Here is a 17,429-nt window from a genome sequence, read left to right as displayed (position 1 = left end):
TCTCGCCCCGCACTACTTCAGCAGCTTCCGCGCCAGCTTGACCTTGCTGCCGTAAGGCGGGTAGACAATGCCGAGGTCAAGCCGGGTGCCCCGCTTAACAATGCTTTTGTGATGGGAGAAGAGGTCGAAGCTGTATTTGCCGTGGTAGCCGCCGATCCCGGAGTTCCCGACACCGCCGAACGGCAGCCGGGTACTGGCTACATGGGAGATGGTATCGTTGATGCAGCCGCCGCCGAAGGACACCCCGGTCATCACCTGCTGCTCCACCTGCTTATCGCGGGTGAACAGATAGAGAGCGAGCGGCTTCGGACGGGCGTTGATGCTCCGGATGGCTTCCTCCAGCCGGGTATACTCCATAATTGGCAGCACAGGCCCGAAGATCTCGTCCTCCATGGAAGCGTCACTCCATTCCGCCGGATAGATCAAGGACGGCTCGATATACAGCTCCTCAGGGATCACTGTCCCGCCCAGAATCAGCTTATCGCGGTCCCGTTCCAGCATCTCTCCGATCCGCCGCAGCTGGCGTTCATTCACGATCCGCCCATAGTCTGTGTTATGCCGGATGTCGGTGCCATAGAAATCGGTGATGCAGCGCTTCATCCGCTCAATCAGCTCCGCTGCCACCTCGCTGTGGACCAGCAGATAATCAGGCGCAATACAGGTCTGCCCCACATTGATCAGCTTCCCCCAGACAATCCGTTTCGCGGCGGTCTCCAGGTCAGCACTCCGGTCTACGATTACCGGGCTTTTGCCGCCCAGCTCAAGGGTGACGGGCACCAGGTTCTTCGCCGCCGCTTCCATAACAATTCTGCCTACAGGCACACTTCCGGTAAAAAAAATATAATCGAATGCCGCATGAATCAGCAGATTCGTCGTCTCCTTCTCGCCCTGTACTACCCGGATATAAGCGGGATCAAAAGTCTCCCGGATCATATCCTCGATGACAGCGGAGGTAGCGGGTGTACTCTCGGAGGGCTTCAGTACGGCGCAGTTCCCGGCGGCGATAGCACCGATCAGCGGTTCGATCAGCAGCTGGAACGGGTAGTTGAACGGCCCGATAATTAGCGCCGTTCCGTAAGGCTCGGCTATGATTCTGCTCCGCGCCGGAAACAGATGCAGTGGTGAGCCTACCTTCACCGGCTTCATCCAGCGCCGTAGATGCTTCATCATATAGCCGATGCTGTCCAGCGTGAATCCGATCTCTGTGGCATAAGCCTCAAACTCGCTTTTATGCAAATCCTGGCTCAGTGCAGCAATAATCCGGGTTTCATTGCGTGAGATGGCCTCCTTCAGTTTCCGAAGCTGCTCCAGCCGGAAGCCGTGGGTTCTCGTAACTCCGCTGGCGAACCATTGTCTGTGCTCAGCCAGCAGTTGGTCAATCTGCCCTGCAGTGGACGGTGGCATGCTTGTATCCTCCTCGGTCGTTTGCGGTTCCTACAGATTACCTGCTGAAGAGGGTAGAGTCTGGATGTAATCCTGCATCCGGCTCCGGTTCAGCAGGGTGATTTCATTGCCCTTGAATTCGATCCAGCCCTGATCGCGCAGGAATCCCAGCTCCCGCGACAAGGAAGGGCGGGCGGTATTCATATGCTCGGCCCATTCCTTCCGGCTGAAGGGAAGCTTCAAGGTATCGGATTCCTGCTGCTCTCCCTGCTCCAGCAGGAAGTCTACGATACGGCGGCGCAGCGGACCGGCGGACAGGTTCTCGATCTTCCGGTTCACCAGCACCAGCCGCTCGGACAGATTCTCGATGAAGCGGGTGAGGATATCGGTGTCGGCCGCGAATAATCTCAGCAGCTCCTGCTTGCTGATGAACATCACCTTGCAGGGGCCAGTGGCCGTGACGGTGGCGGGCACGGTGTTATTCCTGCGGAATAATACGGCTTCGCCGATGGTCTGTCCCTCCTTCAGATGCGCGATGGTCACACTGCTGCCGGTGGGGTGTGTCTTCTGCACCTCGATGCGGCCGGAGAGCAGAATCCCGAGCCGGTCTGCCGGATCACCCTCTGCCAGAATAATCGCATTCTTGTGGTAGGAGCTGACAGCGTAAGCCAGTGTATCCAGCAGCTGTCCGATCTCTTCTGCGGACTTTCCGCGAAATAGCAGGCAGGATTGCAGTGTAGCAGGCTCCGGTCTCATACTTTTCCTCCCGATGTGTAGTGATTGGTAACATTCGTTACCGATTGATAGACGAAAGTCTACTACAATTATTGGTAACTGTAAAGGCGAGGCACAGAGCGGTTCCAATAATGATAAGGAGTGATTCAGGTAATGAGCGAAATGTTTTGTTTCCAGTGTCAGGAGGCAGCTAAGGGGACGGGTTGTACGATTCAGGGGGTGTGCGGCAAGACTAGTGAGGTAGCGAATCTGCAGGATCTTCTGGTATATACACTCAAAGGCATTGCCGTCTTCGCGCGCAGCGGGCGCGAACTGGGGATCACCGATCCGGTAACGGAGAAATTCATTATAGAGAGCTTGTTCGCTACGATTACCAATGCCAACTTTGTGCCGGAATTCTTCACGGCGAAGGTTCGGGAAGGACTGGCCCTGCGGGACCTGTGGCGCAGCAGAGTGGCCGATGCCGGAGTGATGGCCCATTTATCGGAGCATGACGCGGCGAACTGGAATGCGGTGACCGATGAAGAGCTGATGGAGAAGGCGGCAACGGTGGGCGTGCTTGCTACGGAGCATGAGGATATCCGTTCCTTGCGCGAGCTGCTGACCTATGGCCTGAAGGGAATGGCTGCTTACATGGAGCATGCCGCAGTGCTGGGCTTCTATGAAGCGGGCGCACATGCTTTTATGGAAAAAGGCTTGGCTGCTGCCCTGGATGACAGTCTGAGCGGCGGCGAGCTGACAGCCCTGGTGCTGGAATGCGGCAAGTTCGGCGTGGATGTAATGGCCCTGCTTGACCGTGCGAACACCGCAGCCTACGGCAACCCTGAGATTACCAAAGTCAATATTGGTGTAGGTACAAACCCCGGTATTCTGATTAGCGGTCATGACCTCAAGGATATGGAGACGCTGCTGAAGCAGACCGAGGGTACCGGAGTGGATGTGTATACGCACAGTGAGATGCTGCCGGCCCACTACTATCCCGCCTTCAAGAAATATAGCCACTTCGTAGGCAACTACGGCAATGCCTGGTGGAAGCAGAATGAGGAATTTGCCAGCTTTAACGGTCCGATTCTGATGACCACCAACTGCATTGTACCGCCGAAGGACAGCTACAAAGACCGGCTATACACGACAGGCAACACCGGTTATCCGGGAATTCAGCATATCGCGGCAGGCACTGATGGTGAGAAGGATTTCTCAGCTCTGATCGAGCAGGCCAAGAGCTGCAGTGCTCCGGTAGAGATTGAGACCGGAGAGATTGTCGGCGGCTTCGCCCATGCGGCTGTAATGAATGTGGCAGATCAGGTGGTTGGAGCGGTAGAGAGCGGCGCGATCAAGCAATTCTTCGTCATGGCCGGCTGCGACGGACGGATGAAGAGCCGGAATTATTACACCGACTTCGCAGCAGAGCTGCCCAGTGACACGGTGATCCTTACCGCAGGCTGTGCCAAATACAAATATAACAAGCTGGCGCTTGGCGATATCGGCGGAATTCCGCGCGTGCTTGATGCCGGCCAGTGCAATGACTCCTATTCTCTTGTAGTTATAGCGCTTAAGCTGAAGGAAGTCTTCGGTCTTGCGGATATTAACGATCTTCCGATCTCCTATAACATTGCCTGGTATGAGCAAAAAGCGGTGATCGTCCTGCTGGCGCTGCTGCATCTGGGCGTGAAGAACATTCATCTGGGCCCTACGCTTCCGGCCTTCCTGTCGCCTAATGTAGCCAAGGTTCTGGTAGATACCTTTGGTATCGGCGGTATTACTACCGTACAGGAAGATATGGAGCGGTTCATCGCTGCGGTATAATACAAATTCAATATGAGCCAAAAAACACAAAAGCGAGTCTCCGTATATGTATACGGGGGCTCGCTTTGTGTGTATAGATATGAACGTTACCGTCAGCGCTTATGGCAGCCGGTAGACCGCAAACGGCTCGCCGGTGCGGAAGGCGGCGCTAGCCTGGTCAAGTTGCTCAAGTACCTCCGCATCCGGCGAAGCAGAGAGACTCTGCAAATTATGCTGGACCTGCTCTACTGTAGTCGCGCCGACAATCACCGTGGAGACGGCGGGCCGGTTCATCAGCCAGGACAGGGATAGAGCCGCAGGTGAGGTGCCCAGCCCTTCCGCAATGGCCTGAACCTGCTCCCCGAGCGAGATGCGTTCCGGGGTAAGAAAGCGGCGGAAGTTCGGATCGGTCTCTGCTCTGGAGCCGGCAGGGGCCTTGCCGCTGCCGGCATATTTGCCGGTAAGGATACCGCCCGCCAGAGGGAAGTAGGGGATGATGCCCAGCCCCTGATCCAGGCAGAGCGGAAGCAGCTCGGCCTCGGGCGTGCGGTCAGCCAGCGAATAGCTGCACTGGATAGAGATGTATTTCGCCCAGCTGCGGGCTTCGCTGATTCCAAGCGCCTTCATCAGCTCCCAGGCGGCATAATTGGAGGCTCCGATATACCGCACCTTGCCTGCGGAGATCAGATCATCCAGCGTGCGCAGCGTTTCCTCCAGCGGTGTGTAGGGGTCGAAGGTGTGGATCTGATACAGATCCACATAGTCAGTCTTCAGCCGGCGCAGGCTGCCCTCCAGCTCCTGCATCAGGTGATGGCGCGAAGAGCCGCTGCCGCCGGGTCCCTCATGCTTCGGCAATCCGGCTTTGGTCGCCAGCACTGCGTTATGGCGTCTGCCCTCAAGCGCAAGGCCGATGATCCGCTCCGATTCAGAGCCGGCATAGATATTGGCGGTATCGATGAAATTGATGCCCTGACCCATAGCGGTGTGCAGAATGCGGACCGAGGTCTCCTGATCTGCCCGTTTACCGAATGAATTGGTTCCAAGACCCAGGGCGGACACCTGAAGGCCGCTATTGCCTAGACGGTTATATCGCATGCTCTCACTTCTCCTTATCTAGTAGTACTTAACAAGAATCCCGCACAAGCAGCTTGCCGCCGGACTCCAGGCGGCTGCCTTGCGAACGGGCGAGATTAATTACTGCATGCTCCTCCTCGAGCAGTTCGATCTCCTCGCCCAGCTTGAGGAGCAGCCTGGAGAAGCTGCTTAGGACACTATCCGTAATGTATCCGGTGAATTGCCCCGGGTGGGTGAACACCTCAAGCATATGCCGGAGCGGGTCTGTGCCGGAGCCGAACTCTCCGTTCATACGGCTCAGGGTAGCCTCAAGATCGCGGATCAGGCTATCGAGGTGGTTGTATTTATCCTCCAGCAGCAGCATGACCACCAGACCGTAATTCACCGATTGCTGCCGGGACTCTACGTTCTTGGCCAGCTGGCGTGCCGCCTCACGCAGTCCGTCCACTTCTATACGCAGCAGTCCTGCGAGGCTGTGCAGACGATGCTGCTGTACCCCGGCATATCCGGCGTACAGGCCGCTGCCGGTAACCTGGCCGCTAACATAAATACTGCCGGTGGCTATAATCGTAGATTGGCGGATATCGCCATAGACGTACACATTCCCCAGGGCTTCGATCCGTACAGATCCTTCCAGATCTCCCGGTACAATAATGTCGCCTGCGAACATAACGTCGCCCGCAGGCTCTGTCATCTCTCTGGTCAGCAGACAGAGCGGAGGGAAGTCGCAGATCCGGATGCTGCCGCTTCCTCCGCAGATGCGGGGTCTGCCTGTGTGGTTGGCTACGATATTACCGCAGGGAAGGAGCTTGGCATGATTGCCGGCAGCAAAGTAGATATCCTGCGGCGGGGGAGGGGGCAGAACCCTTCCGTCTGTGTCGAGGCCGGGAATGCCTTCCTCCGGCGGCAGTTTGCGGGCGAAGACCTCACCTGCAAAGGTAAAGGGAGCTCCCGGGAAACGGAGATACTCCAAGGGTTCCGCAGGCTTCTGAGCGGGGGATTCCTGTCCCCCAAGCATTCTGTTCCCCTCCAGTGTATGCTCCGGCAGCAGGAATTCCAGCCGGGCTTCCTTGCCGGGCAGCGGAGCTCTTCCTTCTGCGATGCATACGGGAAGATATGTAGGATTCTCCAGCTCCGCGTACAGGGCGGGAATGTTCAGGCTGCGCAGAATGAAACGGTTGTCCAGTGAAGAAATAATCTGTTCTATGGTGAGCGTGGACAGCAGCACCGCCGGGTTGGGCTGGGCACGGACGACCGCCTCGAAGGCGGCGGGACAGTTAACCAGATTCCAGGCGTACTTCTCTGCACGGTATAAAGTGAAGTGGACCTTGAGCTTGTCAGGCGATACGGTAATTTCATACTGCGGCTTCTCGCAGATCTCCCAGGTAATATAATCTGACTTGGTCACCTCGGTTGGCTCTGTAACGGTCTTCCAGTTGATCTTCAGGACAACAGGGTGGATCGCAGAAATGCGGGCGGGAGCGCCTCCGGGGAGCGGGGGAGTAATGAATATCTGGTTGTCCTGCACGAGGATAATTCCATTCTTATCTCCAGTTGTCCCGTCAGAAGTCCGGCCCTCCACAGAGAATGAATCCAGGAGACCTTTACGTTCAAGCATCAGGGACTCTACGAATTCATATCGGCTTGGTTCGATATCCTGCTGCGGCATGGTTGTAACCTCACTTTTTCGTATGATCAATGGCAATTCGTACAGAAAAAGAACATCATCAAGCCCGGAAGTCTTCCTCCTGAACAGCTGGCTTAAGTGGTCTCTATTGGCAGCCTGGCAACCGTAAACGCGGATTCTGGCGTTCTTAGGCCCATAGCTTTGCGTCCTGCCCTTTCGGGAAGTTTGCCTTTAGAAATAGATCAATGATATACATCCTGTAGAGGCGATGAATTGTGATCGACTGCAATCGACAAAAAGAATCATAAATAGTTCTTATGCGTCATTAACTTCTGCAAACAAGCTTAATTCTAGTACTTAAAGAGCTATTTTTCAACTATATTATGCCTATTTATCAAAAAACTCGAAATATGCAGCTCTATTTCGACAAAAAAACTGGTTTCCCAGCGCTTACAGCTTATGGAAGAGGGAGATGAGAAGAAATGCGGGTATTCAGCTGTTGGAACACCCTGGGCTTGGTAAAACCCGGACTGTTCCTTTTTAATAAGCAGTATTGCGAATGATTATGTCATATATGTGTTAACTATGTAAATAAACACAAACTTTCAGTGTATTATTTCGTAATAAAACCGAAGACATCACAAATTCGTTGTAATATAATCTAACTCATACCAAAGAAACGCGAGTTAATGTTAACTAAACTAACATTAATAGAGATAGCGACATCAGGAGAGGAGCATAAACCATGCAGATTGCAGCAACACCTTACATCTGGCCTTATGACGGGGCAGTGGACCCGGCGAAGACAGCGCTGATGATTATCGACATGCAGACGGATTTTTGCGGCAAGGGCGGTTACGTCGAGAGAATGGGTTATGATCTCTCATTAACGGCGCGGGCGATTCAGCCCATTCAGCGGCTGCTGGCACGTATCCGGGACATCGAAGGGTTCACCGTGATTCATACCCGCGAGGGGCATAAGCCGGATCTGTCGGATCTGCCGGCGAACAAACGCTGGCGCAGCCGCCAGATCGGGGCCGAGATCGGCTCCGAAGGACCGGCGGGGCGAATCCTCGTGCGGGGGGAGCGCGGCTGGCAAATCATTGAGGAGCTGGCGCCTGCCCGCGGAGAGTACATTATAGACAAGCCGGGCAAAGGCAGCTTTTATGCAACCGACCTGGACCTAATCTTGAAGAATAAAGGAATTACCCATCTGATTCTGACTGGTATTACTACCGATGTCTGTGTACACACCACGATGCGGGAGGCCAATGACCGGGGGTACGAGTGTCTGATCCTTGCGGATTGCACGGGAGCGACGGATGAAGCGAATCACCTGGCGGCGTTGAATATGGTTCAAATGCAGGGCGGGGTGTTCGGCAGTGTAAGTGATTCGCAAGCGGTGCTTAAGGCACTGGAGCAATACTAAATCATTCATAAACGGGGGAATTACCATGTGGAACAAGTCCAGAACGAAAGCACTGATGCTGTTAACCTCGCTAATGCTGCTCCTGACCGCCTGCGGTAACAATACGGATGCCGGAAAGGCCGAAGGACAGGGAGCAGAAGGCTCAGGCGAGCTGAAAAAGGTGGTGCTCCGGCTGAAGTGGATTCATCAGGCGCAGTTTGCCGGATTTTATACCGCAGTGGAAAAAGGCTTCTATAAAGAAGCGGGGCTGGATGTTGAGATCCGCCCGGGGGGCTCGGATTTCCCGGCTGTGCAGATGGTAGCTTCCGGCAGTGAGGAGTTCGGAGTTACCGGTGCCGACCAGGTCGTCATTGCCAGAGAGAAAGGCGTCCCGGTCAAAGCATTGTCCGCGATCTACCGCAAAACCCCGTTCGTCATGTTCGCGCTCAAAGAGTCCGGGATCAAGACAATGGAGGATCTTGTCGGGCAAAAGGTAGGCATTAAGCTGGGCGGAAACGAAGAGCTGACCTTCCGTGCCATGGAGAAAAGTGCGGGCATCGAACCTTCGAAAATTGAAGAGATGCCGGTCAAATATGATCTGAGTCCGCTGTTAACCGGTCAGGTCAAGGCTTGGCCCGGATATGTCATTAATGAGGTGCTGGCTGTAGAGGAGCAAGGCAAGGAAGTGAATATTATTGATCCGAACGACTATGGCATCAATTTCTATGCCGATACCTTGTTCACCACGGAGTCTGTTATTAAGAAGGACCCGGAGATGGTCGCAAGCTTCGTGCAGGCATCTATGCAGGGCTGGGATTATGCGGTCAAGCATCCGGAGGAGGCAGCGGAATTCGGTCTGAAATATGGCGAGAAGCTGGATCTGAAGCATGAGGTCAATATGATGAAGGCCAGCATTCCGCTGCTTGATCCGGAGAAGCTTCCGCTGGGCTCAATGGACGAGGCGTCCTGGGAGACATTGCAGAAGAATTTGGTCGAGCTGGGCTTTGTGAAAAAGGAACAGGACATCGGCGGATTGTTCACCAACGAGTTTTTGAAATAAGGAGGGACCCGATAATGACAACAGCGATCAAAGAACAGCTGGATGCTGCCTCCGCGCAGCATCCCGGTACCCGGGAAACGATGCTCTCCCTGCGCAATTGCTCTCTTTCCTTCGGCAACGTGCCTGTGCTGGATCAGGTCAGTCTTGACGTATACCGCAATGAGTTCATTTCGATTCTCGGACCGAGCGGCTGCGGGAAATCTACAACACTCCGGCTGATGCTGCGATTGTTAAGTCCGGAGGCCGGTGGAGAAGTGGCGTATGCCTCCCCGGATCTGTCCCTGGGCATGGTCTTCCAGAAGCCGGTCCTGATGCCGTGGCTCAGTGCGCTGCAGAACGTAATGCTGCCGCTTGAGCTGGGCGAGAAGAAGAAATTCAGCAAAGCCGAGGCACGTGAAAAAGCAGAAAGTGCCCTGCGCCTGGTCGGCCTTCAGGATTATCTGAACCACTTTCCGCATCAGCTCAGCGGCGGGATGCAGCAGCGGGCGGCGATTGCCCGGGCTCTGGCGGCCGATCCGACGGTGCTGCTGATGGATGAGCCGTTCGGCGCGCTGGATGAGCTGACGCGGGAGAAGCTGAATTTCGAGCTGCTGCGGCTGTGGGAGAGCCCGGAGACCAGTCTAAGCAGCATTGTAATGGTTACCCATTCGATTCATGAATCCGCGCTGCTGTCGGACCGGGTCGTGATGATGTCTCCCCGGCCTGCCGGTGTGACGGATATCATTCCGGTGACGCTGCCCTCCCCGCGTGAAGCGGGCATGGAAGAGCTGCCGGAATTCCACCGGATTGTCAAGGAACTGAGAAAGCGGGTGAAGCATCTATGACGGTCAAAATCAAAGACACCCTGTACCCGGTTACGTTTGCGCTCGGCTTCCTGCTGCTGTGGGAGCTGGCTGTACGTCTTCTGGCGGTTCCCATGTATCTGCTGCCTGCACCTACACAGGTAGTCTCGGCTATTAATGGCTCGCTCTGGTCGCATACGCTGGTTACGCTGGGTGAAGCCCTGACCGGGTTCATTCTCGCCAATATCCTCGGCCTGGCTACCGCAGTGATTTTCGTGCATTCCAAGCCGATGGAGAAGGGAATGTTCCCGCTGGCCATTGCCCTTAAGACTACGCCGCTGGTGGCGCTGGCCCCGCTGCTGGTCGTTTGGCTGGGAACCGGATATACCTCGAAGGTAATCGCTTCGATGCTGATCTGCTTTTTCCCGATTCTGGTGAACAGTGTTAAGGGGCTTAAGGCGATTGAATACGAAGCCTGGGAGCTGTTCTCCACCTACAAAGGGACGAAGAGCGAAATCTTCTGGAAGCTGCGGCTGCCGACGAGTCTGCCTTATATCTTCTCTGCCCTCAAAATCTCCACCTCGCTGGCCATCGTCGGTGCCATCGTCGGCGAATTTGTCGGAGCCAATAAGGGACTGGGTTATGTAGTGCTGGTCTCTTCCTATCATATGGATACGCCGGTGATGTTCTCGGCTATTATTGCTTCGGCGCTGTGCGGCCTGCTGTTGTTCTGGTGTATCGGGCTGCTGGAGAAACGGGTTATTTTCTGGACAAGGAGCGATGATCTATGATGAACTGCTCGGTTATCCGAATCCCTGCAGGCGCGCCGCATGATATGTCGGGATTAAGCGCAGCGGTGGAAGCGGGGCTGTTCCGGCCGGAGGAAGTGGTTGCGGTACTGGGGAAGACGGAGGGCAACGGCTGTGTGAATGATTTTACGCGGGGTTATGCGGTTATGGCACTGAAAGGCTTCTTTGCTGAAGCGGCAAAAGGAGGAGCTGCCGATATCTCCTATGTGATGTCCGGCGGTACGGAGGGGGTGCTCAGCCCGCACTTCACAGTTATTAGCCGCAGCGGAGAGGGGGAGCCGGGTGTGGTCGCTGATGGCCTGAAGTCACTCGCCATTGGTGTGGCAAGAACCCGGAGCTTCCGTCCGGAGGAGCTGGGCCGGCTCCCTCAGGCAGACGCCGTGGCGGATGCCGTGACCCGGGCGGTTATGGATGCCGGCATCACCTCACCGGGGGATGTGCATTTTGTGCAGATCAAGTGTCCGCTGCTTACCGCTGAACAGATCTATGAGGCGCACAGCCGTGGGGTATCACTCATTACAGAGGATACTTATAAATCGATGGGCTATTCCAGAGGAGCCTCTGCACTTGGTGCCGGGGTAGCGCTGGGTGAGGTGGATCGTGCCTCTCTACAGGAGGAAGATATCTGCACGGACTGGACTCAATTCAGCGCGGTAGCCTCTACTTCAGCGGGCAGTGAGCTGTCCTGCTGCGAAGTGATTGTGTTCGGGAACTCACTGTCTGCGGACGGCCCGTACCACATCGACCATGCCGTGATGCAGGATGCTGTGGATGGTGCTGCGCTTCAGGGCCTGCTGGACCGGTATCCCGGTGAAGAGCTGGTACAGGTGCTGGCCAAGGCGGAAGCTGATCCCGATGGCGTCATCCGCGGACGCCGCCATATCATGCTGGACGACTCGGATATCAATCATACCCGCCATGCGCGGGCTGTAGTCGGCGGTGTGCTGGCTTATGTCGGCGGCGACCCGATGATCTATGTCTCCGGCGGAGGCGAGCATCAGGGGCCGAAGGGCGGAGGGCCGGTGGCGGCTGTGTTCCGCCGCAGGTAAGATACAACAACATTTTATCCATCATGGGGGAATCGAATATGCATACACAGGAAACGAAAGTGCTGGCAGCAGCAGATATGACATGGGAGCTTATGCCGAATCACATAGAGCTGTATCACCGGGAGATTGTCTCGGCAAAGGAGGCGGACCGCCTGGGCATCCGCATGAGCTCGATTCTGTGGGAGAAGCTGGGGATCGGCGGTCAGGTCTTGCCGCACTATCATGATGTAGTCGAAATCATTCATATTACCGTAGGAGAGGTCAAGCTGCTATGTGACGGGGAGTGGTACAGCTACAGGGCCGGAGATACGTTCCATGTGCCTGCTGGCGTCGTTCATTCTGTCCGGAATACAGGGGATTCTCCTTCGGAGCAGATCAGTATTTTTGTACCTGCGGAGGCGGAGGTGCCGGGGAACAGCTTCTTCGGCACTACACTAATCGAGGATATCTATTCTTCCAAGCTATAGTAAAGGCGGCGGAGCCATGGGCAGCAATGTAATTACCGGTTTGACCTGCAGCGATATTCTGCTGATTCCCGATCTGAAGGAAGCGGCTTTGCTGGCCGGAGCCGGCGGCCTTGGGCGTTATATTAACCGGGTCAATGTGATGGAGGTTCCCGATGTTATTGACTGGGTCCGTCCGGGAGAGTTCCTGATTACGAGCGGCTTCCCCTTTCATAACCGGCCGGAGCTGCTCGCAGAGATTATTCCGCAGCTGGACCAGAAGGGAGTGTCCGCGCTCGGGATCAAAACCAAGCGTTATATCGATGAGATTCCGCCGCGGGCGCTGGAGCTGGCGGATCAGCTGGGCTTTCCGATCTTCGAGCTGCCCGCCTCCACCTCCTTCTCCGATGTGGTCCGCGACATTATGGAGCGGGTGCTGGTGCAGGAGGCGCGGGAGCTCTCGCAGCTGCAGAGCCGGTTCCAGAAGCTGTCGAAGCAGCTTCTCCATGGCGACGGGATTGAGGATTTCCTGCTGACTCTGGACGGGATGCTGCATAATCCGGTCGTCCTGCTGGACGATACCGATCAGCTCTTCTGTTCTCCGCAGGCGGATGCGCTACAGCTGGAGGAGCAGCTTCCGGCCTGGATACAGCTCCGCCAGGAAGGCAGTCTCGGCATTACGTTCCTCACCGTTGGAGAACGGCGTATCCGCGCTTATGTCTCAGCCGTCAATGACAAGGGAGCAGACCAGTGTCTGCTGGTGCTGCTGGAGTGGAACAGCGAGCTGTCGGTAGTGGATCAGTTAACGATTGACAGGGTCGGTGTGCTGGTCGGGCTGGAAATGATCAATGCCGGAGCCCGCCGCGAGGTGGAGCTGAAGTATGTGGATCAGTTCCTGCAGGACTGGATCAGCGGCCGGATTGCCGCTGCCGAGGATCTGAAGCTGCGCGGCGCGGCCTGCGGCTGCCCGCTCCCGGAGCGCCCGCTGCGTGCTGTAACCGCCGGATGGCTGGAGGATAAGCCCGAGCTTAAGCAGCTGCAGCAGGTAGTGAAGCGGGTGCGTGCCCGGGCAGACCTTCAGCATGTGAAGCTCACCATCCTTGAAGGGGAGCTGGTTCTGACCGTGCCGGAGCAGCCGGAGCTTCCGCTGGAGGAGACGCTGGGGCGTCTGCTGGCCGAGATGAACCGGGTGTTTGTCAGCGGGACCTGCGCCTTCTGTATTGGCGATCTTGCGGACGGCCCCGATCAGGTGCGGTTCAGCTATGAATCCTCCCGCAAAATCGCCCGTATCCGCCAAATCAGCGGATACCGCGGATCTTATGTCGATTACCGGAAGCTGGGGGTCTTCCGGCTGCTGTACCATCTGCCCGAGCTGGAGGAGATTACGGAGTACAGGGATCAGTATATTGCTCCGCTGCTGGAGTACGACCGCAAGCATAACGCTTCGCTGCTCCAGACGCTCCAGCTGTATTTCAAGTGCAACCGCAACGTGAAGCGGACCTCCGGGGAGCTATTCACTCATTATAATACGGTCACCTACCGGATTGACCGGGCCTGTGAGCTGCTGGGGCTCGGCCAGGATGACGGTGACGATATGCTGGAGCTGCAGCTTGCGCTGAAGCTGCATGAGATGAGCAAGGGCCGCAGGTCCGGCACCGATACGCAGAGAAGGAGATGAAGCCTGATGACAGCAACAACAGAATGGCCCGTGAAGCTGACTGCCGGTTGGCTGCGGGGGCAGTATTTGAGCGGCACGCTAGACCCGGAGCAGGTCATCCGGGAGATCATCCGCCGTGCTGAGCGGGACAAGGACATGAACATCTGGATTGAACCGCCCGCCGAGGCACAGATCGCTCCCTACCTGGCAGCGCTCAAAGTGCTGAATCCGCAGGAGTATCCCTTGTGGGGCATCCCGTTCGCGGTGAAGGATAACATTGATGTGAGGGGGCTGCCCACGACGGCGGCATGTCCTGAATTCGCTTATCAACCGGATACAGACGCAGCGGTTGTGGCGAGACTGGTGGCTGCAGGGGCGGTCCCGGTCGGCAAAAGCAATCTGGACCAGTTCGCCACCGGACTCGTCGGTGTGCGCAGCCCTTACGGAGAGACGCATAATGCTCTGCGTCCCGAATACATCAGCGGCGGCTCCAGCGCGGGTTCGGCGGTTGCCGTGGCCCGGGGCCAGGCGGTGTTCAGCCTGGGCACCGATACCGCCGGCTCGGGCCGTGTACCGGCTGCGCTGAACGGGCTGGTCGGCTTCAAGCCCAGCCTGGGGGCCTGGCCGGTGCGCGGCGTAGTGCCGGCGTGTGCCAGCCTGGATTGTGTCACCGTATTCGCGCACAATCTGGAGGATGCGCTCACGGTGGACCGCGCAGCACGCGGCTTCGAAGCAGCCGATCCTTGGTCGCGTGCTGTGAAGCGGGCGGCTGCCGCTCTGCCCGGGAAGCTGCTGCTGCCGGAAGCGCCGCTGGACTTCTATGGGCCACATGCGGACGAATACCGCCGGGCCTGGGAACGGGCCGAAGCGGTGGTGCAGGCGCTGGGGCTGCCCGTTGAACGGGTGGATTGCACGTTGTTCTCTGAAGCGGCAGCCATCCTGTATGATGGCCCCTGGGTAGCTGAACGCTGGGCCGATCTGGCCGCATTCGTAGAGAGTCACCGTGATGCTGTGCTGCCGGTAACGGAGTCGATTCTCTCCTCCGGGGCAGCAGAGCGCCACACCGCATCAAGCCTGTTCCAGGCCATGCACCGCCTGCAGCGGTATAAGCGGGAAGCAGAGCTGCTGCTGAGGGATGCGGTGCTGGTACTGCCGACCTGCGGCGGAACCTGGACCCGTGAGCAGGTAGCCGCGAACCCGGTAGGGGCCAACTCCGATATGGGCCGCTACACCAATCACTGCAACCTGCTTGATCTGTCGGCGGTAGCGATCCCTGCCGGAGAAGCGGCGGAGAACCTGCCGTTCGGCATTACCCTGTTCGCTCTGGCGGACAGCGAGCATCTGCTCGATGGAGCCGGAAGACGGCTGTTGGCGGAGGGGGAAGGTGGTGGTGAGAGTGCGGTGAATTCTGCTGGGACTGGGGCTCAACCTCTGGCAGAGTGCCAATCCCTGGAGTCGGAGGGTAGCGCAGGTACTGGTGGCACTGTTGGTACTGCTGGTACTGCTGGTACTGACGTTGGAGTAGGAGTAGGAGCTAGTGCTGGAACTGTTGCTGGAACTGTTGCTGGCGCTGCTACTGGTGCCGATCTACCAGTGTCCGGCATGGTTACACTTGCCGTCTGCGGGCTGCACATGCGCGGCTTCCCGCTGGAGAAGCAGATGCTGGAGCATGGTGCCCGCTTCTGGCAGGAAGCGCGGACCGCTGCCTGTTACGAGTTGGTCAAGCTCCCTACCGTGCCGGCGAAGCCGGGCCTGCTGAGACAGGCGGCAGGGGGAAGCGCAATCGAGCTGGAGCTGTGGCAGATGCCTGTGGAATCGCTGGGTGCATTCGCCACGCTTATCCCGGCTCCGCTGGGCCTGGGCAGGGTGGCGCTTGCCGATGGCCGCGAAGTGACAGGCTTCATCTGCGAAGGCTATGCCGCCGCCGGAGCCGAGAATGTTACAGCCTACGGGGGCTGGAGATATCTGCCTGCCGATTAACTGCGGCTTTCGGCGTTCACCTCTGCGTGCGTTATACTAAGGTGGAATTTGTGTATCCCAGTTCGCGTTAACGTTCCACTTGTAGTAATTAGTTGGATTTTGTACACCTGCTGCCGGATGAATACTGCCTTTGGGAACAGCACATGGATAAACAGCACTTATTTTGCCCGGTTTCAACGGATTAGATAGAATTCGGCGGATTAGATGTACCTTTTCCAACTGCTTCAGCGAAATCGTTTGGTTTGGCTGAATTAGGCGCCTTTTTTCCAACTAATTCCTTGCACGCTGCGATGCCACCCAAGCCACTTCTGATACCTGCTATCGCTGTTCATGCCACACTAGCTATCCAAGCCCAAGTCACCCCTGCCCCTCGCCTAATCTACTCAAGCCAACCGAGCTACTTTAAGCGCGCGACCCATCCACCAAGAAGGAACGGCAACCGCTTCGGCGGCGAGCTGGAGAGCCGGGTGGGTGCAGAGTGGCCGGCATGGTTAGAACACAAAAAAAAAGGACCCTCCCAAGCTTATAGCTTGTGGAAGAGTCCTTTTTGTATGAATTGGATGGCGCGTGCAGGCTGTGCCTTGACATGCTGTGGTGCGGTGGAAAGGGCCGCGTAATCGGCGCGTTCGATCTCTTCAAGAATCCGGTTCAGGTGGGAGAATACCGCACCGAGATCACGGAAGGCTGCGAGCGGGCACTGATCCTGCAGCTGCGAGAACCAGGCGAGCTGCACATCGCGGGCTCTTCTCAGACTCTCGGGGAGTGAACGTCCGCTGCATTCGGCATCCGATAGCGTCCGTGTGCCGTACAGGGCGATACAGTCTGCCGTTGCGGTTACAACCTCCAGCATCCAATCAGCGGCGGCATAATGGGCCGGCAGCAGAGCGATCTCTTCGCTTATGGCTTTGACATAGGAGTGCACCTTGATGAGATGGGTGGTCGACTGTGTCAGCTTGCCAATGTCCTTACGGCACTGGTAATGGGACAGCGTGTAATGCATCTCCTTCTGCAACCGGTCGCTCTTCTTCAGCAGCTCGCCGGAGCGCTCAAGAGCAGCCTTGGCCTGCGCGGCATCCCGGCCGCTTGCAGCAAATCCGGTTAAAGCATCAGATAAGGTCAGGCTGCCCTTCAGCGCCAGGTCCTTGACCTTGACGAAGCTCTTGGGCGGCACGATAATCATATTGATGATTAGGGCAATCAGCACGCCGATCAGCGTCTCGGCGACTCTCCAGACGATATATTGGTCATGATAGAAGGTGAGTGCAAGCACCGAGGTGACGCCGACCTGGGAGACGGCCTGGATATTGATCCGGCAGGCTGTAGCCACCCCAATGCCAATCAGCAGCATCAGTAGAATCGACAGCGCGCCCACATCGAAGAACTTGCCTACGATCAGGCTGACGATGCCGCCAAGGACCACGCCGGTCATGCGGTAGACGCCTTTTTCAAGGGAGGCCTTGACGCTGCTCTGGGTAATCAGAATCGCCGCCAGCGGTGCGAAGTACAGGTAATGGTCCCCGTAGATAATGTGCACGGCCAGCCACGAGAGCGAAGCGGCGAGCGTAATCCGTATCATATATAAGGATAATCCGAACTTTTCAAGGCGCTCTTGTAAGCCCTCGTTCATGTTTGTCATC

Annotated in this window: 13 protein-coding genes, 1 pseudogene and 1 riboswitch; of the genes and pseudogenes, 9 read left to right on the top strand and 5 right to left on the bottom strand. The window is 56.9% G+C overall.

Going from position 1 to position 17,429, the window contains the following annotated elements; genetic code table 11:
• Positions 1-12: 12 nt before the first annotated feature.
• A pseudogene (locus tag NSS83_RS17825) lies at positions 13-1,419 on the bottom strand (aldehyde dehydrogenase); the annotation flags it as partial.
• 15 nt (positions 1,420-1,434) lie between these two features.
• Positions 1,435-2,139 (bottom strand): Crp/Fnr family transcriptional regulator, encoded by a 705-nt coding sequence (locus tag NSS83_RS17820; protein WP_341183472.1) that lies wholly within the window; start codon positions 2,137-2,139, stop codon positions 1,435-1,437.
• 132 nt (positions 2,140-2,271) lie between these two features.
• Between NSS83_RS17820 and hcp the strand changes: the two genes are divergently transcribed.
• Positions 2,272-3,924 (top strand): hydroxylamine reductase, encoded by a 1,653-nt coding sequence (hcp, locus tag NSS83_RS17815; RefSeq protein WP_341183473.1) that lies wholly within the window; start codon positions 2,272-2,274, stop codon positions 3,922-3,924.
• A 99-nt stretch (positions 3,925-4,023) separates the two neighbouring features.
• Here hcp and NSS83_RS17810 read toward each other — a convergent pair whose 3' ends face one another.
• Both NSS83_RS17810 and NSS83_RS17805 read right to left on the bottom strand, forming a co-directional pair.
• The gene (locus NSS83_RS17810) at positions 4,024-4,998 is read right to left on the bottom strand and encodes an aldo/keto reductase (RefSeq protein ID WP_341183474.1); all 975 of its coding nucleotides are present in this window, start codon (positions 4,996-4,998) and stop codon (positions 4,024-4,026) included.
• Positions 4,999-5,026: 28 nt separating this feature from the next.
• Positions 5,027-6,646 (bottom strand): flagellar assembly protein A, encoded by a 1,620-nt coding sequence (locus tag NSS83_RS17805; RefSeq protein ID WP_341346165.1) that lies wholly within the window; start codon positions 6,644-6,646, stop codon positions 5,027-5,029.
• A gap of 105 nt (positions 6,647-6,751) precedes the next feature.
• A riboswitch (cyclic di-GMP riboswitch) is annotated at positions 6,752-6,844 on the bottom strand.
• 505 nt (positions 6,845-7,349) lie between these two features.
• On the opposite strand from NSS83_RS17805, the gene NSS83_RS17800 reads away from it, so the two are divergent.
• Genes NSS83_RS17800 through NSS83_RS17765 form a run of 8 tightly spaced genes read left to right on the top strand, consistent with a single transcriptional unit; the run spans position 7,350 to position 15,792 of the window.
• Positions 7,350-8,033: an isochorismatase family cysteine hydrolase gene (locus NSS83_RS17800; protein ID WP_341346164.1), complete on the top strand. Its 684-nt coding sequence runs from the start codon at positions 7,350-7,352 to the stop codon at positions 8,031-8,033.
• 25 nt (positions 8,034-8,058) lie between these two features.
• The gene (locus NSS83_RS17795; RefSeq protein WP_341346163.1) at positions 8,059-9,072 is read left to right on the top strand and encodes an ABC transporter substrate-binding protein; all 1,014 of its coding nucleotides are present in this window, start codon (positions 8,059-8,061) and stop codon (positions 9,070-9,072) included.
• Positions 9,073-9,086: 14 nt separating this feature from the next.
• Entirely contained in the window at positions 9,087-9,896 is an 810-nt protein-coding gene (locus NSS83_RS17790) for an ABC transporter ATP-binding protein (RefSeq protein ID WP_341183478.1), read from the top strand.
• The gene (locus NSS83_RS17785; RefSeq protein WP_341183479.1) at positions 9,893-10,645 is read left to right on the top strand and encodes an ABC transporter permease; all 753 of its coding nucleotides are present in this window, start codon (positions 9,893-9,895) and stop codon (positions 10,643-10,645) included. Before NSS83_RS17790 ends, NSS83_RS17785 begins: the two co-directional genes overlap by 4 nt.
• On the top strand, positions 10,642-11,712 hold the full coding sequence (locus tag NSS83_RS17780) for a ring-opening amidohydrolase (RefSeq protein ID WP_341183480.1): 1,071 nt from the start codon (positions 10,642-10,644) through the stop codon (positions 11,710-11,712). The genes NSS83_RS17785 and NSS83_RS17780 overlap by 4 nt, the downstream gene beginning before the upstream one ends.
• A gap of 38 nt (positions 11,713-11,750) precedes the next feature.
• Positions 11,751-12,179 (top strand): cupin domain-containing protein, encoded by a 429-nt coding sequence (locus NSS83_RS17775; protein WP_341183481.1) that lies wholly within the window; start codon positions 11,751-11,753, stop codon positions 12,177-12,179.
• Between the two features lie 16 nt (positions 12,180-12,195).
• The gene (locus tag NSS83_RS17770) at positions 12,196-13,833 is read left to right on the top strand and encodes a PucR family transcriptional regulator ligand-binding domain-containing protein (RefSeq protein WP_341183482.1); all 1,638 of its coding nucleotides are present in this window, start codon (positions 12,196-12,198) and stop codon (positions 13,831-13,833) included.
• Positions 13,834-13,839: 6 nt separating this feature from the next.
• Entirely contained in the window at positions 13,840-15,792 is a 1,953-nt protein-coding gene (locus NSS83_RS17765; RefSeq protein WP_341183483.1) for an allophanate hydrolase, read from the top strand.
• A gap of 523 nt (positions 15,793-16,315) precedes the next feature.
• On the opposite strand, the gene NSS83_RS17760 is transcribed toward NSS83_RS17765, so the two are convergent.
• The gene (locus NSS83_RS17760; RefSeq protein ID WP_341183484.1) at positions 16,316-17,419 is read right to left on the bottom strand and encodes an FUSC family protein; all 1,104 of its coding nucleotides are present in this window, start codon (positions 17,417-17,419) and stop codon (positions 16,316-16,318) included.
• Between the last annotated feature and the right edge of the window lie 10 nt (positions 17,420-17,429).

The organism is Paenibacillus sp. FSL H3-0469 (assembly GCF_038051945.1).
Classification (GTDB): Bacteria; Bacillota; Bacilli; order Paenibacillales; family Paenibacillaceae; genus Paenibacillus_AQ.
The sequence above is the reverse complement of the archived record's forward strand: the minus strand, read 5'-3'. Positions and strand labels throughout refer to the sequence as shown.